This is a genomic window from Rufibacter sp. XAAS-G3-1 (assembly GCF_013623775.1).
Lineage (GTDB): Bacteria > Bacteroidota > Bacteroidia > Cytophagales > Hymenobacteraceae > Nibribacter.
In genome coordinates this window covers 1-23,466 of sequence record NZ_JABFAM010000008.1, presented here as the reverse complement: position 1 = coordinate 23,466, position 23,466 = coordinate 1, and the positions used below count along the sequence as shown (strand labels likewise).

General features: G+C 54.7%; 16 protein-coding genes and 1 riboswitch. Of the genes, 10 read left to right on the top strand and 6 right to left on the bottom strand.

Annotation, left to right across the window (positions count from 1 at the left end):
- Positions 1 to 43: 43 nt before the first annotated feature.
- From HHO50_RS10490 to metF, 10 genes are all read left to right on the top strand, one after another.
- Positions 44 to 1,924 (top strand): hypothetical protein, encoded by a 1,881-nt coding sequence (locus tag HHO50_RS10490; protein ID WP_181305976.1) that lies wholly within the window; start codon positions 44 to 46, stop codon positions 1,922 to 1,924.
- 209 nt (positions 1,925 to 2,133) lie between these two features.
- The gene (locus HHO50_RS10485) at positions 2,134 to 5,913 is read left to right on the top strand and encodes a PKD domain-containing protein (protein ID WP_181305975.1); all 3,780 of its coding nucleotides are present in this window, start codon (positions 2,134 to 2,136) and stop codon (positions 5,911 to 5,913) included.
- A gap of 12 nt (positions 5,914 to 5,925) precedes the next feature.
- Positions 5,926 to 6,957, top strand: coding sequence for a type IX secretion system membrane protein PorP/SprF (locus HHO50_RS10480; RefSeq protein WP_181305974.1), 1,032 nt, complete (start codon positions 5,926 to 5,928; stop codon positions 6,955 to 6,957).
- 927 nt (positions 6,958 to 7,884) lie between these two features.
- Positions 7,885 to 8,721: a S1 RNA-binding domain-containing protein gene (locus tag HHO50_RS10475; RefSeq protein WP_181305973.1), complete on the top strand. Its 837-nt coding sequence runs from the start codon at positions 7,885 to 7,887 to the stop codon at positions 8,719 to 8,721.
- A gap of 186 nt (positions 8,722 to 8,907) precedes the next feature.
- Positions 8,908 to 11,406 carry a DUF5916 domain-containing protein gene (locus HHO50_RS10470; RefSeq protein WP_181305972.1) on the top strand — a complete coding sequence of 833 codons (2,499 nt, stop codon included), beginning with the start codon at positions 8,908 to 8,910 and terminating at the stop codon, positions 11,404 to 11,406.
- A gap of 2 nt (positions 11,407 to 11,408) precedes the next feature.
- Positions 11,409 to 12,071 carry an oxidoreductase gene (locus tag HHO50_RS10465; protein WP_181305971.1) on the top strand — a complete coding sequence of 221 codons (663 nt, stop codon included), beginning with the start codon at positions 11,409 to 11,411 and terminating at the stop codon, positions 12,069 to 12,071.
- A gap of 273 nt (positions 12,072 to 12,344) precedes the next feature.
- Positions 12,345 to 13,130, top strand: a complete 786-nt coding sequence (locus HHO50_RS10460; protein WP_181305970.1) for a class I SAM-dependent methyltransferase — start codon at positions 12,345 to 12,347, stop codon at positions 13,128 to 13,130.
- 141 nt (positions 13,131 to 13,271) lie between these two features.
- Positions 13,272 to 13,781 (top strand): hypothetical protein, encoded by a 510-nt coding sequence (locus tag HHO50_RS10455; protein ID WP_255478690.1) that lies wholly within the window; start codon positions 13,272 to 13,274, stop codon positions 13,779 to 13,781.
- Between the two features lie 436 nt (positions 13,782 to 14,217).
- Positions 14,218 to 14,324, top strand: a riboswitch (SAM riboswitch).
- Positions 14,325 to 14,404: 80 nt separating this feature from the next.
- Positions 14,405 to 18,577, top strand: a complete 4,173-nt coding sequence (metH, locus tag HHO50_RS10450; RefSeq protein WP_181305969.1) for a methionine synthase — start codon at positions 14,405 to 14,407, stop codon at positions 18,575 to 18,577.
- Positions 18,578 to 18,928: 351 nt separating this feature from the next.
- Positions 18,929 to 19,882, top strand: coding sequence for a methylenetetrahydrofolate reductase [NAD(P)H] (metF, locus tag HHO50_RS10445; RefSeq protein WP_181305968.1), 954 nt, complete (start codon positions 18,929 to 18,931; stop codon positions 19,880 to 19,882).
- Between the two features lie 240 nt (positions 19,883 to 20,122).
- Here metF and HHO50_RS10440 read toward each other — a convergent pair whose 3' ends face one another.
- From HHO50_RS10440 to HHO50_RS21280, 6 genes are all read right to left on the bottom strand, one after another.
- Complete coding sequence (locus HHO50_RS10440) at positions 20,123 to 21,064, bottom strand: succinylglutamate desuccinylase/aspartoacylase family protein (protein ID WP_181305967.1); 942 nt, start codon at positions 21,062 to 21,064, stop codon at positions 20,123 to 20,125.
- A complete protein-coding gene (gene rimK / locus HHO50_RS10435) occupies positions 21,042 to 21,977 on the bottom strand; it encodes a 30S ribosomal protein S6--L-glutamate ligase (RefSeq protein WP_181305966.1) in 936 nt (311 codons plus the stop codon). Before rimK ends, HHO50_RS10440 begins: the two co-directional genes overlap by 23 nt.
- Positions 21,974 to 22,465 carry a RimK/LysX family protein gene (locus HHO50_RS10430; protein WP_181305965.1) on the bottom strand — a complete coding sequence of 164 codons (492 nt, stop codon included), beginning with the start codon at positions 22,463 to 22,465 and terminating at the stop codon, positions 21,974 to 21,976. Before HHO50_RS10430 ends, rimK begins: the two co-directional genes overlap by 4 nt.
- Before the next feature lie 99 nt (positions 22,466 to 22,564).
- The gene (locus HHO50_RS10425; protein WP_181305964.1) at positions 22,565 to 22,864 is read right to left on the bottom strand and encodes a helix-turn-helix domain-containing protein; all 300 of its coding nucleotides are present in this window, start codon (positions 22,862 to 22,864) and stop codon (positions 22,565 to 22,567) included.
- Positions 22,851 to 23,063: a type II toxin-antitoxin system RelE/ParE family toxin gene (locus tag HHO50_RS21285; RefSeq protein ID WP_255478689.1), complete on the bottom strand. Its 213-nt coding sequence runs from the start codon at positions 23,061 to 23,063 to the stop codon at positions 22,851 to 22,853. The genes HHO50_RS10425 and HHO50_RS21285 overlap by 14 nt, the downstream gene beginning before the upstream one ends.
- A complete protein-coding gene (locus HHO50_RS21280) occupies positions 23,060 to 23,203 on the bottom strand; it encodes a hypothetical protein (protein WP_255478688.1) in 144 nt (47 codons plus the stop codon). Before HHO50_RS21280 ends, HHO50_RS21285 begins: the two co-directional genes overlap by 4 nt.
- Between the last annotated feature and the right edge of the window lie 263 nt (positions 23,204 to 23,466).

Sequence of the window (23,466 nt, the reverse complement as noted above, 5' to 3'; positions counted from 1 at the left end):
TAGGGATGGATAATAAGGTATGAAGACGGCCTCAAGATTTTTTGTGCACGCACGACTGCTATTTCTGCTAGCCACCGCGGTAGGATGCAGTTGCGTTTGCGCCCAGGCCCAGGAAACTCCTCCCGTCACTACCGCCCCCGTAGTTAGCCCCCCGCTGGAAGACACCACTGACACCAATCACTTTCTGGCCTCCCTCAAGCGCATCAGCCAAAAGAAGACCCTCTTAGGCCGGGCGGTAAAAGCCTTGGTTATCTTCAAGCCCAAAAGGATAGAGGGCCCCATTGAAAACGCGCTGCTGCCTTCTACCCATGCCCAACATAATTACAAGGTGGTGCGGAGCATCTATTTCAAACGGCTCGATGCGTTTGGCTATTCCATCAATGACACCCTGGCTTTGCCAGACAACAGCCTGGAGCGTTTGGGGAACGCCCTGCACATGCGCACCAAACAGAACCTGCTCCGGAACCAGATCCTTTTCAGGGAGGGGGATTTGCTGGAACCGTTGGCCCTGGCAGAATCTGAGCGTCTGTTGCGCCAAACCGATTACCTCTTAGATGCGCGGGTGTTTGTCAATGACTCTACCTCCACCAATGACAGCGTAGATGTTGTCGTCATCACCAAAGACGTGTTCAGCATCAGCGGCTCGGGCTCGGCCAGCACCTCCAGTACGCGCATCGCCCTGCGCGACATCAACTTTATGGGGGTGGGCCACCAGATAAGAACCAATTACCGGTTTGGGTTATCAGAACCGCAGCCCTGGCAATTCTCGGGTAGTTATTTCATCCAGAATATCTCCCGCAGCTTTATCTCGGCAGAGCTGATTTACCAGAACACCCATTACTACAAACAGCAGAGCCTCAGTTTCCGGCGGGATTTCTACACCACCAACACCAAATACGCGGGCGGGGCCTCAGCTGCCTGGTACCAGACCCTAATTCCCGATTATTATGAGCAGGGCGAACTGGAAGGCGAACAGAACCAGTTTATTGAACACGTTCCTTTGGATTATAACATCCAGGATTTCTGGATAGGCCGCGCCTTCAAACTGAAATCGTATGACCTGGCCCAGAACAACCCCAGCCAGTTGATCACCGCCGCGCGCTTTTTGAACATCAAGTACACCCAGGGGGGCGGCCCCACCATTCAGAGTGCCCGCCTGTACCTCACCGCGTTCGGGTACAGTTTTAGAAGGTATTACAAAGACCAGTACCTTTTCGGGTTTGGCCGAACGGAGGATATTCCGGCCGGAAACCTGTTGGCCCTTACGGCCGGGTATGAAGACGGCTCCCTGAAAAACCGCCTGTACCTGGGGGTAAAAGGAGCCTTCGGGAAATACCAGCCTAACTTTGGGTATCTCTACGGGGGCCTGGAGTACGGGAGTTACCGGCACAAGAATGTTTGGGAACAGGGCGTACTAACCACCGAAGCCTTGTATTTCACGCCCTTGTACCGGCTACGCAACTGGCGCTGGCGCCACTTTATCTGGAACAGAACCTCGCTGGGCATGCGCCGCCCAGACCTGTTTGCCCTGGACATTGACCAGGAAGACGGCATACGGGGGTTCAGTTCCGGCGACGTGCGGGGCTACCGCAAGTTTGTGCTGAACTATGAAACCAACTTCTTCACGCCCTTGACGCTGCTGGGGTTCAGACTCGCCATCATCGGGTTTGCAGACCTGGCCTGGCTCACCAGCGTAGAGAACAAGTCCCCCTTGAAGGAAAAGCCCTATACCGGCTTCGGCCTGGGCCTGCGTTTCCGGAACGAATTCCTCCCCATCAATACCATTCAGGTGCTTTTGGGCTATTACCCACGGCTGCCACAGCTAAACGGCCAACAGGATTTCAAACTGTTTCAGAGCACCCGGCAGTACTATGATTTCAACGACCTGCGCTTCACCCAACCCCTCATCACCGAGTTCAGATAAACTCTCCCCAAAAATTGCCTTATACATCAAAAAATCTTCATTTAAATACCAAAACAAGGCAACCAAATAATAATATCCGCATATAGGTATATAAGAAGCAAATGATTTTATCGCGGCCTAGCCGAGCATTCATATAAACCTGTAAGCTATAGAAAGTGAACTTTTACCCTTCTTTAAGTAGGGGCCTTTGTGCGTGTCTGCTGCTTTTAATGGCCTACACCGCAAACGCCCAAAGCACATCCAACAAAGGCCGGGACTTCTGGCTGGGATACATGGCGCACATTCAGAATGAATTAGGCCCCAATCCGCAAGGTGGTATCTCCCAGATGAACCTGTACGTTACCTCAGATGTCAACACCACCGCCCGGGTAACGGTAGGCCAGGGAGCAGTTGCCTCCTACCCGGTTACCGCCAATTCGGTCACGGTTATTCCCATTAGCCCTTCACAGGCGTATGTGGGTTCCAGCGAGGAAATTGAGAAAAAGGCGATTCACGTGACGTCAGATGCGCCGGTGGTGGTCTATGCCCACATTTACCACCTCAATAAATCTGGGGCCACGCTGGTGCTGCCCACCAATACCCTGGGGCGTTCTTATTACGCGGTCAGCTACAACCAATCTGTTCAGGAAGGCGCCGTAGCCGCTTCCCAACTGATGGTGGTGGCGCTGGAAGACAATACCACCATTGAAATCACCCCAACTGCTACAACCCTGGGCGGAAAACCCGCCGGAAGGACATTCTCTCCACCAACGTTGATGAAGGGCGATGTGTACCAGGTGCGCTCTTTAAAAGACCTGACGGGTACGAAGGTAGAGTCTGTCTCTGGCTCAGGCACCTGCAAACGAATCGCGGTTTTCTCCGGAAGCTCTTATACCGCCATCCCTGAGCCCTATACCTGCCCAGGCCGAAACATCAGCGGAGACAATCTGTACCAGCATTTGTACCCGGTGAGCGCCTGGGGCAAGAACTTTGTGACGGCCCCTTTTATGAGCAGAACCGCCGGTGATATCTACCGGGTGTTGGCCTCTAAAGACAACACGGTTGTTACGGTGAACGGCCAATCTGTTACCATAAACCAGGGCCAGTTCCATGAGTTTGAGAACAGCGGTGCCAACTACATCTCTGCTTCTGAGCCGGTACAGGTAACCCATTACACCAAGTCACAGGCCTGCGACGGCGTGCTCAGCGACCCCGACATGGTGCTCGTCAACCCCGTGGAACAGACTCTGAACAACATTACGCTGTATTCCTCGCCAAATTTCCAGATCTCCAGCCATTACATCAACATCACCATGAAAACGGCCAATACCGGTTCTTTCAAGTTAGATGGCCGGCCTGTTTCCTTTTCCCCTGTTCCTTCAAACCCCGCCTATTCCTTCTCCCAGAACCAGGTGATGGCCGGCAACCACACCCTTACCGCCGACAGCGGCTTCAATGCCTTTGCCTATGGGCTGGGAAGCTTTGAATCATACGCCTATTCGGCGGGGGCCAACGTGACCAACCTCAACCAGAACATCACGGTTCTCTCTGACAGTATCTGCGACGGCAATAACATCCGGTTCAAAGGATACGCCATTTACCAACCCCTGGCCTGGAAGTGGTATTTCGGTGACGGGGCAACCTCCGCTGAGCAGAATCCTTCCCATACGTTTCCCGGGCCAGGGAAATACACGGTATCTCTGGTCACTACCAAGTCTAACGGCAATGACTGCGACTCGCAGGACTCTACGTACATAGAGGTAGAGGTCTTCCCTAACCCGGTGGCAGATTTCACTTACGAGGTAGCGTGTTCCAATGAAAGCACCCGCTTCAAAGACGCCAGCAAAGCTACCACGGGCGAAAGCATGGTGGCCTGGAACTGGAATTTTGGCGATGGCACCACTTCTACGGAGCAGAATCCGGCTCACCGGTACAAAAGCCCGGGCACCTATAACGTTACGCTCTCCGTCACCAGCAAGAACGGCTGCGTCTCGGAAGTTCTCACCCGCGAGGTCACCATCTTAGCCCCGCCCGTGGCGAAATTCATAGCCCCTGAAACCTGCGCGAAAAACACCATGGTGTTCCAAGACCAGAGCACAGTACCAGTGGGCCGTGTGGCGCGGTGGGAATGGGACTTCGGTGACGGCTCCGCCCGTAGTACCGAGCAGCACCCGCAACACGTCTACCCGCAGGCGGGCACCTACACCGTAAAACTGAAGGCGTTTTCAGACCAGGGCTGCCAGGATTCCACCCAACAGACCATCACCATCAATCCTATTCCGGTGGCCGCCTTCAGCCTCCCTGACATCTGCGTACGGGACGAAGCGGCTTTTAAAAACGAGTCTACCATAGCGGCTGGCACGCTGAGTTACCACTGGGATTTCGGGGACGGGACTACTTCTACGGCTCCGGCTCCCCGCCACCGCTATGCCAAAGAAGGAGAGTACACCGTAAAACTGGTGGTAACCTCCGGCAAAGGCTGTCAGGACAGTGTCTCGCACACGTACACCATCAGCGGGGCCACTCCTGTGCCCAACTTCACGGCTTCCTCCTTTTGCCAGGAACAAGGCGTGAATTTTCAGGATGCCAGTACCATCGCCTTCGGGAAGATCATTAAGCGCCGCTGGAGCTTTGGGGACGGTACTTTCTCTGAGGAAACCACCCCCCGGCATTTGTACAAGGAGCCCGGCACCTACAGAGTCATCTTGGAAGTATGGTCTGGTATTGTCTGCGCCGAGTCCCTCACCAAAACCATTGAGGTAATGCCCAATCCGGCCGCAGGCTTTACGACGGCCAACGTCTGCGAGGGCACTCCCGCCCGCTTTACCAACACCACCCAGATACGTGGAGGTGGTGCCCTCACCTACACCTGGAACTTTGGCGATGGCACCACTTCCTCTGAGCCCAGCCCTGCGCACCTGTACAAGGCACCCGGCACGTACACGGTAGCATTGGCGGTGAAAGCAGCCAATTCCTGTGAGCAGTCGTTTACCAGTTCCATCACCGTCTATCCTACCCCCAAAGCGGACTTCTCCCCTAGCGTTGGCTGCGTGACCGATGTGGTTTCTTTCCAGGACATGAGCAGCCTTTTAAATGGAAACCTTACTACCTGGGCCTGGGACTTCGGGGACGGAACCACCGCCAGTACGCAGCACCCCAGCCATACCTACGCCAGAGAAGGCACCTACCCGGTTAAACTCACGGTTAGCTCTGCACTGGGCTGCACCCATACCATCACGAAAGCCATCACCATTTCTCCGGCCCCCATCGCGCTAGCAGGGCCAGACCGGGTAATTTGCGGGGCTGTTACGGCCCGCCTGGAAGCAAACACCCCCGCCCCGGCTACGGGCCAATGGACGGTGGTGCAGGGCACGGGCGGAACTTTCGCGAATGCGGCCAACCCTACCACTACCTTCACCGGTACCATGGGCGGCACCTATACCTTGCGCTGGACAGTAAGTAACAGTCCTTGCGTCAACGCCACAGATGAAGTGGAAATCAGACTGCGGCCTACGCCCGAAGTGAGTGCCGGCAGCAATCTCTTGCTGGTGGAAGGCGAGCGGGCAGAGATACAGGCCAGCGGACAGGGCAAACTCACCTGGAGCCCCGCCACAGATTTAAGTGATCCTGCCATCGCCAATCCAATCATCACGGCCTCACAGACCGGCACTTTCAAATACTACCTGAGCAGTGTCTCAGAGGCGGGTTGCCCCAATGTAGACAGCATGACGGTGACGGTGATCAAGCGGCTGAACATTCCCACGGCGTTTTCGCCTAACGGCGATGGTTCCAATGACACGTGGGAACTGGAGGGGATCCAGGATTATCCGCGCATCAGCATTGAGATTTACAATAGATGGGGCCAGCAGGTGTACTCTACCAAAGGGTATCCCAGCCCCTGGGACGGCAAACGGAACGGCAGTGATTTACCCATTGGGGCCTACTACTACATCATTGACCCACACAACGGGCGGCCTAAGATCACGGGGCCCCTCACCATTCTGCGGTAACGCCAAGAGCCTATGAGAAAGAACAGCTACTTTTTGCTTTTTCTGCTCGGCCTCCCGCTTCTGGGACTGGCGCAGCAGATTCCACACTACAGCCAGTACATGCTCAACCCCCTTCTCCTGAACCCGGCGGTGAGCGGTACCGATAATTACCTGGATGTACGGGCCGGGTACCGGAACCAGTGGACTGGGCTGGAGGGCGCACCCACCTCTTATTATATGAGCGCCCACCTGCCCCTCGGGCGGTTAGATTACCTGAGCCCGCCTACCTCCTTCAAGGCGCGGCCGGTCATAGAGAACGGGCGCATCCAGTGGCGGCCTGACCGCCGCAACAATGCCCAGAAAACCAGCCCGCACCACGGCGTGGGGATTTTGGTGCAGGCAGACAAAGCCGCCGGGCTCAAACGCACCGAGGTGCAGTTGCTGTACGCCTACCACCAACCGCTTACGGCCACCCTTAAGCTGGCGGCGGGTGTGGCCGCCGGATTCACCCAGTTCGGCCTGAACCGTGACATGCTCACGTTTGCGGGCACAGGCGGAGACCCCGTGCTGAATGCCGATGAATACAACCGCATGCTGCCCAGTATTGGGGTGGGCACGCTTCTCTACAGTTCCCGGTTTTTCCTGGGGGCCTCGGTGGCACAGGTGCTGCCTACGCCTTTCGGTTCCCGCGAGACCCGCTCCACCGTTCCGGCCAAACAGCAGCGGCATTTCTTCGGGCACGGCGGGTACCGCATTTCCGTCAGTCAATTCCTGAGCGTGACCCCCTCGGTGGTGGTGAAGTACGCAGCCCCTAGTCCACTCTCCGTAGATTTGAACGCCAAGGTTTTCTGGCGCGACCAGTTCTGGGTGGGCGGCTCTTACCGGCTAGAGGATGCGGCCGTGCTCATGGCGGGTTTCCAGTACAAACAGCGGTTTCACCTGGGCTACGCGTATGACCTCACCACTACGGGCCTGAACCAGGTAAGCTACGGCTCGCACGAGCTTGTACTGGGCCTCATGCTCCGCAACCGGCGCACCGTCTATTCCCCTTCGCAGTACTGGTAAGGCGTTTTGGGCGTGTTTTAGAGAAAGTAGGTTGAAAACGGAATTAGTGTTGCGTCTAAATTTCCTCTCTGTACTCTACTTCCGGTTTTGACCTGTTTTTAGGAAAAGGAGCCTAAAACGGGATCTGGCACGGAAGCTACACTTCCAAGAAGGGGAATACAGCTTTTTAACTTTCTGGCTCACGGAAGTTGCAAACTTCCGGTCATGGTAGGTCTAAGTCACAGACTTGAACCATGTTTTTGTAGAAATGAATTAACCTTAGAGCATGTTTAAATTTCATCTTTGCGCTGCAAACAATCCTAAAAAGAACCTGCGTTCGCCTTCTTCTCGCCCCGTAGCGCTGCTACGCCGCTCCAAAAACGCTTCCGCAGAACCTTTCTCTGGCCATTTTCGCCAGCAAACCTGAAATTTAAACATGCCCTTATTGCTAAAAGACAATACCCATTGAAGAACATAGAAATGCATGAACCGGCAGGTGTAAACATCCCCCTTCGCCCCCTTCAAAGGGGGAGTCTCTGCTTTAAGAGGTAGAAGTCCATTGCTACTTTCTCCCCTCCAGTCTTTCCCGAGCGCGCCTCGCTTTTGGCCCTGGACAGACCTCAGCTAAGAGGAACAGACTCCTCAGGCCGAAAGGGCAGTGCGAGAGGGGAAGACGGGGCCCCGCGGCCGTGAGCGCACGAAGGGAAACCATGCAACAACAAAAGCATAAGGGCACCGCATCAACCCACCACCACGCCAGCAATAGGCAAAATGCGTGCCCCGTTATCTCATTCAAAATCTTATCTACTACAACACGGCACTCCATTTCAAGCCTATTTTCCCAAAAACAGCCTCAAAACGCGCGGCATTGCACAAAGTTTTCCCTATCCTTGATTGGTGCCGTATAGATTCTCTACATTTGTTTCATTCTTACAACCCACCACTGGTATGCTGCACTTAGGCGATTACAACTACTTGGAGATCCTTCGGGATTTGGAACATGGCATGTATTTAGGGTCAGACGACGGTGATGTGCTGCTGCCCCGCAAGTACATTCCGGAAGGCACGCAGGTAGGCGACATGATCTCGGTGTTTGTGTACCGTGACTCTGAGGATAGACTGATTGCCACCACGCTGGAGCCCAAGGCCAAAGTAGACCAGTTTGCCTGTTTGCAGGTGCGGGACGTGAACAACTTTGGGGCGTTTCTGGAGTGGGGGCTGGAGAAGGACTTGTTTGTGCCTTACAGAAACCAGCACGAGGCGCTCTACCCCGGCCAGTGGGCGTTGGTGTACGTGTACCTGGACGAAAACTCAGACCGCCTGGTAGGCTCCACCAAACTGGGGCCTTTCCTCAACTACGACCCCATAGAACTGGAGGAAGGCGACGAGGTGCAGTTGTTGATTGGCCCCGAGAAAGCGTTGGGCTACCAGGTGATCGTGAACCACAAGTACCTGGGCATGCTGTACCGCAATGAGGTGTTCCGCACGTTGGAACCCGGTGAATACACCCCGGGCTACCTGAAGCAGGTGCGCGAAGACAACAAACTGGACGTAAGCCTGCAGAAACAAGGGTATGACGAGGTTAGGGAAGCCACCGAGACCGTTCTGGCCAAATTGCAGGAAGCGAACGGCCACCTGCCCCTCACCGACAAAAGCAGCCCCGACCTGATTTACCAAACGCTGGGCATGAGCAAGAAAACCTTTAAAAAAGCCATCGGGGCTTTGTATAAGCGGGGTACCGTGCAATTATTGCCAGAAGGGATCAGTCTTTTGACCAAGTCTTAGAGCTTGTTTGGATTTCAGGTTTACCGGCGGAAACGGCCAGAGAAAGGTTCTGCGGAAGCGTTTTTTGAGCCGCGCTACGGCGCGACGCAACCGTGAACGCAGGTTCTTTTTAGGATTGTTTGCAGCGCAAAGATGAAATTTAAACATGCTCTAGTCTGTCTTTCCACTACCTGTCTCTCTTTGCCCATGAAATACGTCTGTCTGCTCTTGCTTTGTATTGGCAGTACCTTCCTCAGCTATGCCCAAGCGCCTAAAATCACAAAGCAACTTACCGCAGTCCGTACCGCCACGCCACCCAAACTAGACGGCATCCCCAACGAAGAGATCTGGCAACAGGTAGCCCCCGCCACAGGCTTTATCCAAACCAATCCGGCCAACGGCTCACCGGCCCGCCAGCGCACCGAAGTACGCCTGTTGTACGACGATGAGGCCGTGTACGTAGCCGCCCTGCTCTTTGACACCGCGCCAGACTCCATCCTTACTCAACTCAGTCAACGTGACGGCGGTCAGGTAAACGCCGACATGTTTGGGGTCTACTTTGACACGTACCTGGACAAGCAGAATGCCTTCGGGTTTGAGGTGTCCACGGCCGGGGTGCAGACCGATTTCAAAGCCACCAGCAACGGCAATGAGAACTCCTGGGATGCCGTCTGGCAAAGTGCCGTTTCCCGAAACCCGCAAGGCTGGAGCGTGGAGCTCAGAATCCCGTACTCGGCCCTCCGGTTTCCCAAGAAAGACGTGCAGACCTGGGGCATCAATTTCTGGCGCTCTACCCGGCGGTTCCGCGAAGATTCGTACTGGAATTTCGTGGACAGCTCCATCCAAGGGTTCGTGAACCAGTTTGGCGAGGCGCACGGCATCAGCGGTCTGCAAGCTCCTTTGCGTTTGTCGTTAATGCCCTATCTTTCCGGCTACGCCGACCATTACCCGCAAGACCAGCCCGGCAAAAAAGACCTGAAGACGACCTTGAACGGCGGCATGGACATTAAATACGGCATCAACGACGCCTTCACCCTGGACATGACGCTGGTACCCGATTTCGGGCAGACGCAATCAGATGCGCAGGTGCTCAACCTGTCGCCGTTTGAGGTGCGTTTTGACGAAAACAGGCAGTTTTTCACCGAAGGCACCGAGCTGTTCAACAAGGCAGGGCTTTTCTATTCGCGCCGTATCGGGGCGCAGCCCCTCAACTACTACAACTACACCTATGACCGGGAGCGCTACGGCGAAAATGCGGCGGTTTTGGAAAATCCGGAGAAAACCAGCCTGGTCAACGCCACCAAATTATCTGGCCGAACGAACAAAGGCTTGGGGATTGGCCTGTTCAACGCGGTTACCAGCAACGCCTACGCCACCCTCAGAAGCGGAGTAACCAACGAGGAGTTCCGGGTATTGACCGACCCGGTGACGAACTACAATGTGCTGGTGCTGGATCAAAGCTTGCCTAACAGTTCGTTTATCACGTTCACCAACACCAACGTCACCCGTGGGGCCGGTTTCTACAACGCCAACGTGACCGGGCTCATGAGCAAACTCACCAATAAGAAGAACTCCTACACCCTCAACCTCACCGGTAACCTGAGCCAGCGCTACAACAAAGGGGAAATACCCGTAGGCACAGATAAGATGGAACTGGGCCACATGTATTCCGCCAGCTTTGGCAAAACCAGCGGCAATTTCCAGTTTCAGGCGCGGCACACCGCCGAAAGCCACACCTATGACATCAATGACCTGGGTTACCTGGACAACAACAACTCCCGTGAAACGCAGGTGCACGTCGCCTACAACGTCTACAAACCGTTCTGGAAGCTGAACAACCTGTACAACGCGTTGGGCGTGCAGCACCGCATGCTGTACAAGCCCTCGGTGTTTACCCAGCTGGCCTATTTTCTGGAGACCAACGCCACCACCAAGAAATTCCTGTCTTTGGGGTCTAACATCGTGTGGCTGCCCCTGGATGGCTATGATTATTTTGAGCCCCGCTCCTATAACAACGGCGTGCCGGATAGGAAATGGCGCAAACCCGCCGGTTGGGAAGTGAGCAGCTATGTTTCCAGCGACTACCGCAAGAAACTGGCGATAGACGTGAACTTCGGGTTCTACCTGGCCCCGGAGTACGACCAGTTTGACAAATGGATAGGCGTGAGTCCCCGCGTTCGCGTCAATGACAACCTGCAACTGGTCTATGGCCTCAACTACAACCACGCGCCCCGCGACTTCGGCTTTGCCGGAAATGGTATTCAGGACAGCATTTTCTTTGGCCGAAGAGAAGTACGGACGGTGAACAACACCTTGACGGGCACCTACATCTTCAACGCCCGCACCGCTTTGAACCTGAACATGCGCCACTACTGGTCTAACGCCACTTTTGATCAGTACTTCCTACTGCAGGAAAACGGCAACGGGTCGGCTTTAGGCTACCGGCCGCTTACGCCTTCGGCGGAGCCGCGCAACTTCAACGCCTTCAACATTGACCTGGTGTACAGTTGGCGATTTGCTCCCGGCAGCGAGGTGAGCGTGGTCTGGAAAAACGCCATCTACAACTCTGTTTTGCCCGAACGCACCGACTACTTCCTGAACCTGAGCAGCACGCTACAGGCCAAACAATTGAACAGTTTCTCCGTTAAGGTTTTATATTACCTGGACTATCAGGTGCTCAAACGCGCCCTTAACACCAGAACTTAGCCATGGTCTCTCCCAAAGCTGCTCTTATTGCCGGTGCCAGCGGACTGGTGGGCAGTCATTGCCTCCAATTGCTGCTGCACAGCCCCCGGTACAGCAAAGTGATTGCCGTGGGCCGCAAGAAGCTGGACATCAGCCACCCCAAGCTGCAGCAGATCATCGTGGACTTTGACGACCTGGGGAAGCACCGCCACAGCCTTATCGCGGATGACGTGTACTGCTGCCTGGGCACCACCATCAAGCAGGCCGGCTCCAAGGAGAACTTCCGGAAGGTGGATTACACCTACGTCGTGAACCTGGCCAAAATCACCGCTGCCCATTTCGCGGCGCAGTTTCTGGTGGTGTCGGCGCTGGGCGCCGATGCCGATTCCCGTATTTTCTATAACCAGGTGAAGGGCGAAATGGAAGAGGCGGTAAAGAAACTACCCTTCACGGCCGTGCACATCTTCCAGCCGTCTTTGCTGTTGGGCGAACGGCAGGAGGTACGCTTTGGAGAGAAAGCCGCCGAGGTATTCATGAAGGGAGCGGGTTTTCTGTTCAATGGCCCCTTGCGCAAATACAAAGGCATTCCCGCCAAGAGCGTCGCCAAAGCCATGCTGGAGGCCGCCAAACAAGACGGCGGCGGCGTACTGGTGCACCCAAATGAGCAGATGCAGCAGTTCGCCTGATTGAACGTAGCGTCGTTACCCTGTAACGACGTGCCTCCCTGCAACAGAGACGCCTCCGTCTAAAATAAACCCTTATCCAGGGCATATTGTTGCAATGAACGGTTCTTTGCGGGAAGCGGTATTTCTGCTGCGTAGAACCACGTCGTGTCAGTGCCACGACGCTACAGTTCCGTTTTAGGGCTATTTCCTGTAAAACAGGCCTGAAACGGAAACCGCTCTCAGGGCCAACTTCCTTGCGTTTCGCGCGTACTTTCTGCAAAACCAACGCAAACCATGGACTCGGCCCAGCACCAGATACAACACCATTTCCCCCGCAGTACCCAGTATGACCCTACGTGGGTGCGCGAGCACTCCATGGGCGAGAACGTGCTCTTCAACCTGGAGAGCATCACCTCCCTCATTCCGTTCAAGAAAGGCATGCGCGTGCTGGATCTGGGCTGCGGCAAGGCGGCCAGCTCCATCTTTCTGGCCAAGGAGTTTGACGTGCAGGTGTGGGCGGTAGACGAAGCCATCTCGGCCACGGCCAACTACCAGCGGGTGCAGGAAGAGAACCTGGAGAACCACGTGTTCCCGCTGCAGCTGGACGCCCGTTCGTTGCCGTTCCCCGAGGAGTTCTTTGACGTGGTGCTGGTCATTGACTCGTACACCTATTTTGGCACCGATGACAAGTACTTGCCCTACATCTGCCGCTTCCTGAAATCGGATGGGTACATCGGGATTGTGGACGTGTGTTTCAAAGATGAGATTGAGACCCTTGACCAGGTGCCCGAGTTTCTGCGCGAGGATTTCCAGGCCTACTGGTACTACATCCACTCGGTGGCCTGGTGGCGCAAGCTCTGGGAAAAGACGGGTCTGGTGCAGATCAAATCCGCCGAGCTCCTGCCCGCCGCCGACCTGATCCGGGAACAATACGTGCGTGATTTTGAGGAGCACGGCCAGAAAAAAGACCCGTTTGCCCGAGGCCTTAAAAAAGATACCGAGCAGCAAATCAGCTTCTTCCGGCTCATTGGGCAGCGCACCTCCCGCGGGGCGTACCTGCAATCCTATAAAAAGGGCTAACTTGCGGCCTCAGACTTCCACCAAAAACCACTTAAACAGCATTTTACCTGTTTTTATCCACAGGTGAAATATTCACCGGTTCAGAGAAGTTTAAAGAAGACAAACCCTGTTGCACGGTCTTTTGTGAAGAATCTTTTTACTATGAAAAACAAACATCTTATTTTTGGGCTGGCATTGCTGTTGCTCTCCTTCACCAATCTGGAAAGCGCCCAAGCCCAAACCGTGGGCCTCGGTCTTCGGGTGGGAGGGTATACCTCCGGTATTTCTGGAAAGTATTTCTTCAGAGACGCCCTGGCGATTGAAGGAATCCTGGGAACTGAATTTGGCCGCAGAGGCTTTCAGTTGACTGGTTTGGTGGAACAACATGCCTCGGCCTTTGGCATACAGGGACTGCAGTGGTTTTATGGAGCCGGCGCGCACATTGGCATCTTCAAAGGAAGATACTACCATGCGCCCTCCAACAAACACTATAGAGACTCTTACAATAGAACTCTCGCCACGTTGGGAGTAGACGGTATTGTAGGTTTGGAATATCAGATTACGGAGATTCCGATTTCAGTAGGCATCGATTTTAAGCCATTTATCGATATCAACCGAGACGGTCTTTTCTTGTATGGCGACGGAGCTCTGACCGTCCGCTACACATTCTAATGCTTCCCCGAACCTACTTGAAAAGCCTGCCTCGTGCAGGCTTTTTCATTACCTCACCCCCGGCCCCTCTCCTTCGGAGAGGGGAGTTACCCGAGACCCGTTTTGGGCCTGTTTTTCTGCAAACAGGCCCCAAACAGAAAAATGGAGCGTCGTTACACGTAACGACGTGTCTCCCTGAAACAAGGAAACCTCTTCCTGAAATAAACCTTTCTCCTAGGCAAAAAGAAGTGCCTTGGCGAGGTACGGTTCCTTGTGAATTGAACCTGCGCCACTGCGTAGAACCACGTTGTTAGAGGGTAAAGACGCTACCGTTCCGTTTCTGGCCTGGTTTTCCCAAAACAAGCCCAAAACACACTTTCCATTCACGCAATCTCTCCATCATTCCATCACTCATTGCCAATTTGCAGAAACCAACCCCAGCGCGTACCTTTGCCGGTGCTTATCAAGAAAGACGGAGGGATTAGGCCCTGTGATGTCTTAGCAACCCAATTCAGTTGGGTGCTACTTCCTACCATCGGCCTGCGGCCGATGGGGAGATGAGTGCAGGCCTTGCCTTACCCTACCCTGCACCCTTCCTCCTGCCCTTTCTTGAGCCGCGACCAACCCTTTGGTGTGCAAAGAAGATGACAAGAATAGAGGAAGAAGTACAAAAGAGAATTTTAGTCTTGGACGGTGCCATGGGTACCATGATCCAGCGGTACAACCTGCAAGAGGCCGATTACCGCGGCCAACGGTTCAAAGACTACCACCTGGACGTGAAGGGCAACAATGACCTGCTCTCCATTACCCAACCCCACATCATCCAGGAAATCCACAGCCTCTACTTTGAGGCGGGCGCCGACATAGCCGAGACCAACACGTTCAGCGGTACCTCCATCGCCATGGCCGACTACGACATGCAGGATTTGGTCTACGAGCTGAATTTTGAATCGGCGCGCATCGCCCGTGAAGCCGCCGATGAATGGACGGCCAAAACCCCGGAGAAACCCCGCTTTGTGGCTGGCGCCATTGGCCCCACCAACCGGACTGCTTCCTTGTCCCCGGACGTGAACAACCCCGGTTACCGTGCCATCACCTATGATGACCTGGTGGAAGCCTACACCGAGCAAGTGCGTGGCCTGGTAGACGGCGGGGTGGATTTGCTGTTGGTGGAAACCATTTTCGATACCTTAAATGCCAAGGCAGCGCTGTTCGCCATTGACCAATACAGCCAACAAACCGGTAAACGTTTGCCGTTGATGGTTTCCGGTACTATCACTGATGCTAGTGGTCGAACCTTATCCGGCCAGACCGTGGAGGCGTTCCTGTATTCCGTGTCGCACATGCCGTTGTTGAGCGTAGGCTTTAACTGCGCCCTAGGGGCAAAGCAGCTGCGGCCGCACTTGCAGAGTTTGAGCAAAGCATCCAAGTTCTACATCAGTGCCTACCCAAATGCCGGTCTGCCCAATGCGTTTGGCGCGTACGATGAGACGCCGGAGCAGATGGGCCAGCACATCAAGGATTTCCTGGACAACAATTTCGTGAACATTGTGGGCGGTTGCTGCGGCACCACGCCGCCGCACATCAAAGTCATCGCCGAGATCGCGAAACAGTACCCGCCGCGTCCGTTGCCGCAACTTCCGGCCGTGCCCACCTATTCAGGTCTGGAGCCGTTGACCGTGTTTGAAGGCTCTAACTTCATCAACATTGGCGAGCGCACCAACATCACCGGCTCCAAGCAATTCAAGCGTCTTATTCTGAATGAACAGTACGAAGAAGCTTTGGCCATCGCCCGTGGACAAGTGGAAAACGGTGCCCAGATTATTGACGTGAACATGGACGAAGGCATGTTGGACTCTGAGGCCGCCATGACCTTGTTCTTGAATTTGATTGCCTCTGAGCCGGACATTGCGCGGGTGCCCATCATGATTGACTCCTCTAAGTGGAGCGTGATTGAGGCCGGCCTGAAGTGCGTGCAAGGCAAAGCCATCGTGAACTCCATCTCGCTCAAAGAAGGCGAGGAAGCGTTCAAAGAACACGCCCGCAAAGTGCGCAGCTACGGAGCCGCGGTGGTAGTAATGGCCTTTGACGAAGAAGGCCAGGCCGACAACTACGAGCGCCGCATCCAAATCTGTGAGCGGGCTTACAATATTTTAACCAAGGAAGTAGGTTTCCCCGCCGAGGACATCATCTTTGACCCCAACATCCTGACCGTGGCCACGGGCATGGAGGAGCACAACAACTACGCCGTAGACTTCATCAATGCCACCCACTGGATCAAACAGAACCTGCCGGGGGCCAAAGTGAGCGGTGGCGTGAGTAATATCTCCTTCTCGTTCCGGGGCAATGATCCCGTGCGCGAGGCTATGCACAGCGTGTTTTTGTACTACGCCATCCAAGCCGGTCTGGACATGGGTATTGTGAACGCCGGTATGCTGGAAGTCTACGAGGAAATCCCGAAAGACCTGCTGGAACGCGTGGAAGACGTGCTGCTGAACCGCCGTCCAGACGCTACTGAGCGCCTGGTGGAATTCGCCGAGACGGTGAAGAACAAAGGCAAGGAAGTGGTGCGGGACGAGGCCTGGCGCAATGATCCGGTGCAAAAGCGTTTAACGCATGCGCTGGTGAAAGGACTGGTGGAATACATTGACCAAGACGTGGAAGAAGCCCGCCACCTGTACCAGAAACCGCTGGAAGTGATTGAAGGCCCGCTCATGGACGGCATGAACGTGGTGGGTGACCTGTTCCAGGAAGGCAAGATGTTTTTGCCGCAAGTGGTGAAAAGCGCCCGGGTGATGAAGAAAGCGGTAGCGTATCTGCTGCCTTACATTGAAGAAGAGAAGGCGCGGGTGGCGGCATTGGAGGAACCTCACCCCCAGCCCCTCTCCCACGGAGAGGGGGGTTCTGCTAATGCGGTGGGAGACTTTGTCTTCACATCGCCGGCGGAGAAATGGAAAGTTTTGAAGGAATTTGCGCGACACAACCGCAATGAGCCTACCCAGGCAGAAGATGTGCTGTGGCAAGCTCTTAGAAATCGAAAATTAGAAGACTTCAAGTTTAGGAGACAGCACGCTATTGAAGAATTCATCGCCGATTTTGCGTGCTTGAATCCACGCGTAGTGGTAGAAGTAGACGGAGAAATTCATGAGCAGCAGCAAGAATACGATGCGCTGAGAACTGAGTATTTGAACAGCCTTGGTTTCAGAGTTATCCGCTTCACCAACGAGGAGGTGCTCCACCAAACACCGCAGGTGTTAGAAAAAATCAGAAAGGAACTCCAAAGGGAACCATTACCGCTCCCAATCCCATCAGCGGACACCCCCTCTCCGCGGGAGAGGGGGCAGGGGGGTGAGGTGGCCTCCCGCTTCGCCGGCAAAATCCTGATGGCCACCGTGAAAGGCGACGTGCACGACATCGGCAAGAACATTGTGGGCGTGGTGCTGGCCTGCAACAACTATGAAGTAATTGACCTGGGCGTGATGACGCCCGCCGATAAAATTCTGGATGCCGCCCGGGAACACAACGTGGACGTGATCGGCCTGAGTGGTTTGATTACGCCTTCGTTGGACGAGATGGTGCACGTAGCCCGCGAGATGGAGCGCCAGAACTTCACCATTCCGCTGCTCATTGGCGGGGCCACCACCTCCCGCGCGCACACCGCCGTGAAAGTGGCCCCGGCCTACAGTGGCACGGTGGTGCACGTGCTGGACGCCTCGCGCAGCGTGCCGGTGGTAGGAAACCTGTTGAGCCCTGATAATAAAGAGAAGTTCGCCGCTGACACCCGCCTGGAGTATGACCAGATGCGGGAAGGCTACCTGAGCCGCCAGAAAGACAAGAAGTACCTGCCCTTGCCGCAGGCCCGTGCGAACAAGCTGCCTATTGCCTGGAACCCCGAAGACGTGTACACACCCGCCAAAACCGGCGTACAGGTGTTCCAGAACTTCCCGCTGGCAGAACTGGTGCCGTACATGGACTGGACACCGTTCTTCCAAGCCTGGGAACTGCACGGTAAATTCCCGAAACTGCTGGAAGACCCGGTTGTAGGCACCGAAGCCACCAAACTGTACGCCGATGCGCAGGCTTTGCTCAAACGCATTGTGGACGAAAAAATATTAACGGCTAATGGTGTGGCTGGGATATTCCCGGCCAACTCTGTGGGCGACGATGACGTGGAAATCTACACGAATGAACAGCGCACCCAGGTGCTCACCCACTTCCGCACCTTGCGCCAGCAAGGGCAGAAAGGCCCTGGCGTTCCCAACATCGCGCTGGCGGACTTTGTGGCGCCCAAGGAAACCGGCTTAGCAGATTACGCCGGCGGTTTCGCGGTGACAGCCGGTATTGGCCTGGACGAGCTGGTGCAACAGTTTGAAGCCGACCATGACGATTACCACAGCATCATGGCCAAAGCCCTGGCCGACCGTCTGGCCGAGGCCTTCGCGGAGAAGCTGCACGAGATCGTGCGCAAGGAAATTTGGGCCTATGAACCGGAGGAAAGCCTTACCAACGACGAGCTAATCAAGGAGAAGTACCAGGGCATCCGTCCGGCGCCCGGTTATCCGGCCTGCCCGGATCATACCGAGAAAACGACGCTGTTCCAGTTGCTGGACGTGGAGAAACATACCGGCATCACCCTCACGGAGAGCCTGGCCATGTACCCCACCGCGGCGGTGTCTGGCATGTACTTCGCGCACAAGCAGTCAAGGTACTTCGGACTAGGCAAGATTGAGAAAGACCAGGTAACGGATTACGCCCAGCGCAAAGGCATGACCGTGGAGGAAGTAGAGCGGTGGTTGTCGCCTAACTTGAATTACTAGTTTCGTTTCGGGGCTGTTTTCATCAAAACAGCCCCGAAACAGAAAACAAGCCTTCAACAACAGATGAATTCTCTTTCTTACAAGATTAGTCCCTTTAGTATTCCCCTCCTGTCATCCTGAAAGGATCTTGTGGGCGAACTAGAAAAGCATTGAAGAAGCGCTACTACCGTTCTTCCACAAGATCTTTCCAAGATGACAAAGAGAGTGGGAAAGTAAGAGAGGAAGGCAAGGGAAGAAAATAAAAAAACAACCATTCATGAGGCGAACGCCTCATGAATACTCACCCTCGCCAAACGCGAGAGTGACAGAAATAATAATACCAAGGCCTCGGCCTGCACACAAATAACTTCAATGAAAGTTACTGAGCATTTACAGAACGCCACCAACACCCTTTTCTCGTTTGAGATACTTCCGCCGGTAAAGGGTACCAGCATCCAATCCATTTACGAGGGCATTGACCCGCTCATGGAGTTCAAGCCGCCATTCATCAACGTGACCTACCACCGCGAGGAGTACGTGTTCAAGGAGCGGGAAAACGGGTTGCTGGAGAAAATCACCATTAGAAAGCGGCCGGGCACGGTGGGCATCTGCTCTGCCATCATGCACAAGTACCACGTAGACGCGGTGCCGCACATTATCTGCGGGGGCTTCAGCAAGGAAGAGACCGAAAACGCGCTCATGGACCTGAACTTCCTGGGCATTGACAACGTGATGCTGCTGCGCGGCGATGCCGTGAAGACAGAACCCGGTTTCCGGCCGCACAAGTACGGGCACTCCTACGCGGCTGACCTGATTAAACAGGTGGTGCAGCTGAACCACGGCGTGTACCTGGACGAGGAGATGGAAAACCCCGTCCCTACTGACTTTTGCATCGGCATAGCCGGATATCCCGAGAAGCACACCGAGGCCCCCAACTTGGCCACTGACCTGAAATACCTGAAACAGAAGGTAGACTTGGGTGCCAACTACATCATCACGCAGATGTTCTTTGACAACCGAAAGTTCTGCGATTTCGTGACCGCTTGCCGCGCCGCGGGGATCAACGTGCCCATCATTCCGGGCTTGAAAACGCTTACCACCCGCAATCAGCTGAACGTGCTGCCGCGCTATTTCAACATTGACCTGCCCGAAGACCTGGTGAACGCGGTGGAGGCGGCCAAAACCCCGCAAGCCGTGAAACAGGTGGGCATTGAGTGGACCATTCAGCAGTGCAAGGAACTGATGGAATTTGGCGTGCCCTGCCTGCACTTCTATACCATGAGTAAATCTGATGCTACCCAGGCCGTAGCCCGGGCTATTTTCTAAGGCTGTTTCGGGGCCGTTTTGCAGGAAACGGCCCTGAAACGTAGCGTCGTAATAGTATTACGACGAGGTTATACGAAACAGAAATGTTGCAATCAATCAGAAACACCTTTGCATTGGATTCTGCTTTCTGGTTGGGTCTGTTGCAGGAGTGGCGCTCTTGTTGCATGGTGACACGTCGTACTAATAGTAAGACGCTACATTTTCCGTTTTTGGCCTGTTTCATTGTAAACAGGCCAAAAACTAAATCATCCCAATGTTCAGGATGGCGTCGCCTTGGTTGACGACGGGCATGTGGTTAAGGCCGATGACGTAGCCGCTCACCGGGGAGGTGATGGGATGGCTGGCGTAGCCGAAGGGGTCGGCCACGGTGCCCACTTGCTGGCCTCGGCTGATGGCCTGTCCGTTCTTCACGAAGCTCCTGAACAGGCCGGCCCGGCGCGCGCGTATCCAGGTGGTCTTTTGGCAAATGATGGGCGGGTGCGAGATGGGGACGGAAGAGTCGGTCATGCCCAGGTGGTGCATCACGCGCATGGCACCCTCAATGGCCGTGTTGATGCTGCTTTCATCGAATCGCAGGGATTCGCCGGCCTCATACACCAGAATGGGCTTGCCCAGTTTGGAAGCCTCTTCGCGCAGCGAGCCCGGTCTTAATTTGGAGTTCAGAATAAATGGCGCCCCGAAGGCTTCGGCCATAGCCGCACTTTGCTCCTTGTCCAGTTCACACCTGATCTGGGGAAAATTGGAACGGCTGGCACCGCCGGTGTGGAAGTCCAGGCCATAGTCAATCAGCGGCAACACCTCTTGGGTGAACCGGGCGGCCACCCGGCTGGCGAGCGAGCCGGTGGGGCTGCCGGGGAAGCTCCGGTTCACGTCTTTGCCGTCCGGCACCTCGCGCGAGAAGTTCAGGAAACCGTAGATGTTGAGAATGGGAACCGCCAAAACGGAACCCCGCAGCGGCTGCAGCATCCGGCGACGGATCATGCGCCGGATGCTTTCTATGCCGTTCACCTCATCGCCGTGCATGCCGGCCATGAGCAGCAGCACCGGCCCCGGCTCCTTCGCCCGGAAGACGTGGATGGGAATATCAATCTGGGTTCCGCTGGGCAGCTTGGAGATGTTCAGCCGGATCAGGAGGTCGTCACCGGGCTTGATCTCTATGTCATTGATGGTCATCTCCGCCATCGGGGGCACTGGTTTGTTTCGACTTCTTCTTTTTCCCTTTGGATACCAGTAACTCGGTGTACTCTATGATCTTACCGGCGATGTCTTTTTGGGTGGCTTTCTCAATGCCTTCCAGCCCGGGGCTGGAATTCACCTCCAGAATAAGCGGTCCGCGCTTGGATTGGAGCATGTCTACCCCGGCCACGTCCAGACCCAAGGACTTGGCGGCCATGAGGGCGGCGGTTTTCTCGGCCCTACTCAATTTGATAAGACTCGCGCTGCCGCCGCGGTGCAGGTTAGACCTAAACTCGCCTTCTTTGCCCTGCCGTTTCATGGCACCCACTACCTCGCCGTTCACCACAAACACCCGTATGTCCGCGCCTTTGCTTTCGGCTACGTACTCCTGCACAATGATGCGGGCCTTGAGGTTGTAGAACGCCTCAATCACCGACTCGGCGGCTTTCTGGGTTTCGGCTAAGACGACGCCTAAGCCCTGGGTGCCTTCCAATAACTTGATCACCAGGGGCGCGCCGCCTACTTCGGCAATGAGTTCCTTTACTTTTTTGGAGTAGTTGGTGAACGCGGTTTTGGGCATTCCCAGTCCGGCCCGGGCCATGATCTGGAGGCTGCGGAGTTTGTCTCTGGAGCGCACAATGGACTGGGAGGCCACCACGCTTTTCACTTTCATCATCTCAAACTGCCGCACCACCGCCGTGCCGTAGAACGTGACCGAGGCCCCAATTCTGGGGATGATGGCGTCAATACCGGTCAACAGCTCGCCTTTGTAGAGAATGTGCGGGTCGCCTTTCTCCATGACCAGGTCACAGCGCAGATGATCAAGCACCACCACCTCATGGCCCCGCTGCTGGGCGGCTTCCACCAACCGGCGGGTAGAATATAACTTGGGGTCTCGCGAGAGAATCGCAATTTTCATACAGGAGGGTTCTTGGGTTTGGTTCTTTTTTTCTCGGTCTTCTTCTTGGCCTTGAGCGACAGGTATTTCTTGGCGACGTCTACTATGAACCGTTTCCGGAGCAAGGTGCGCCCCAGCAGCACCGGGTACTTTAAATCACTGCGGTCTGAGAGCGAGAACTCGGTCTCAATCTCCTGGCCATAGATACTTATTTTAGTACGGATAACGTAGCGCTCCTGCACATCACCGAACGAACTTTTTACCGTGCGCAAATCAAAGTTGGTGAACTCAAAGGCCTTGTGGTTGTACGCCGGATTGCTGTCATGCAGCAACTCAAAATGGATGGCCTTGCGCCCGTCCGGCAATTCTACCTCGCAGATATTGTCACAGTGAATAGAAGACGTATACGCCCCGGTGTCTACCTTGGCTTCTATCTCAAACAGTTCCAGTTCGGGGAAATCCACCATCTCCCGCCTTCCTATAACCTTCTTCTCTGGGCTTTCCTTCATGCTGCAGATTTCAAGAAACGTGAATAACCGTTTCAGAGCCGATTTCTGAGAATCTGCCCTGAAACAGCAAGATGTTCTAACCGTTGGTAAGCGTGATTTTTACAGAAAGGTCAAGCCGATCTTCTTGTTCAGCCCTTTCTCAAATATCCGGATCAAGGTGGAGAGTTGGATATCGCCGCGCGCATTCTCTATTCTGGAGATATAGCTTTTTTTAGTCCCCGCTTTCTCCGCTAGTTGCTCCTGCGTCAGTTTGGCTTCTTTTCGCGCTTCCTTGAGCATCTCGCTTAAGATGAACATTTGGGCACTTTCCTCATATTCGCTACGGCTGTCTGTCCCTACCTTCCCGTGCTCCCGCTCTATCAATTCGTCGAATGTTTTGATTCCTTTATAGTCGGTCATGGCTATCTCCCTTTAGTTTAAAATACTCATTCTTAAGTCGCATTGCTTTCTCAATCTCCTCCTTGGGTGTTTTCTGTGTCTTCTTCTGGAATCCGTTGAACAGCACTACTATCTTACCTTCATCAAAGCAGCAGAATATCCTGTAAATATTGGATTGGTACTCTACCCTTACTTCGTAGAGCCCCTCGTACCCGCTCATGGGGCAAGGAATTTCACAGGCACCCGCTCCACCTGCTTTATCACCTCCAGCACGTACTGAATCTTGGTTTTTACTTTGGCATCAAGGCCTTTGTAGAAGTCCAAGAAGTACTCCCCGTGGAAGATGATCTGTCTAGGCATACGACAAAGTTATCTTAAAAGATAACATACACAAGAAGTTCAAGACGCTGAAGCCTGTTTTCTCACGTATATCGGTCTAGTGCAAACAACGTGCTAGGCCGTCGGCCGTAGCATGATGTTTGCACATTGTGCTTGTTGCACAACCGACTGAAGATAAACGTTAAAGGATGTAGCACCAAATCTTTTTACCGATGCAGGGCAGGAAGCACTTTGCCGATGAGAAGGAGCTGCGCTTCTCGCTCTCGGCGCACGTTCCGGAGCGC

Excerpts from the sequence above, each read along its gene's own strand:
- rimK (WP_181305966.1), bottom strand. The coding sequence starts at position 21,977 with ATGAAAATTGCGATTCTCTCGCGAGACCCCAAGTTATATTCTACCCGC.
- HHO50_RS10460 (WP_181305970.1), top strand. The coding sequence starts at position 12,345 with ATGGACTCGGCCCAGCACCAGATACAACACCATTTCCCCCGCAGTACC.
- HHO50_RS10465 (WP_181305971.1), top strand. The coding sequence starts at position 11,409 with ATGGTCTCTCCCAAAGCTGCTCTTATTGCCGGTGCCAGCGGACTGGTG.
- metF (WP_181305968.1), top strand. The coding sequence starts at position 18,929 with ATGAAAGTTACTGAGCATTTACAGAACGCCACCAACACCCTTTTCTCG.
- HHO50_RS10475 (WP_181305973.1), top strand. The coding sequence starts at position 7,885 with ATGCTGCACTTAGGCGATTACAACTACTTGGAGATCCTTCGGGATTTG.
- HHO50_RS10430 (WP_181305965.1), bottom strand. The coding sequence starts at position 22,465 with ATGAAGGAAAGCCCAGAGAAGAAGGTTATAGGAAGGCGGGAGATGGTG.
- HHO50_RS10485 (WP_181305975.1), top strand. The coding sequence starts at position 2,134 with ATGGCCTACACCGCAAACGCCCAAAGCACATCCAACAAAGGCCGGGAC.
- HHO50_RS10440 (WP_181305967.1), bottom strand. The coding sequence starts at position 21,064 with ATGGCGGAGATGACCATCAATGACATAGAGATCAAGCCCGGTGACGAC.
- HHO50_RS10480 (WP_181305974.1), top strand. The coding sequence starts at position 5,926 with ATGAGAAAGAACAGCTACTTTTTGCTTTTTCTGCTCGGCCTCCCGCTT.
- HHO50_RS10455 (WP_255478690.1), top strand. The coding sequence starts at position 13,272 with ATGAAAAACAAACATCTTATTTTTGGGCTGGCATTGCTGTTGCTCTCC.
- metH (WP_181305969.1), top strand. The coding sequence starts at position 14,405 with ATGACAAGAATAGAGGAAGAAGTACAAAAGAGAATTTTAGTCTTGGAC.
- HHO50_RS10470 (WP_181305972.1), top strand. The coding sequence starts at position 8,908 with ATGAAATACGTCTGTCTGCTCTTGCTTTGTATTGGCAGTACCTTCCTC.
- HHO50_RS10425 (WP_181305964.1), bottom strand. The coding sequence starts at position 22,864 with ATGACCGACTATAAAGGAATCAAAACATTCGACGAATTGATAGAGCGG.
- HHO50_RS21280 (WP_255478688.1), bottom strand. The coding sequence starts at position 23,203 with ATGCCTAGACAGATCATCTTCCACGGGGAGTACTTCTTGGACTTCTAC.
- HHO50_RS21285 (WP_255478689.1), bottom strand. The coding sequence starts at position 23,063 with ATGAGCGGGTACGAGGGGCTCTACGAAGTAAGGGTAGAGTACCAATCC.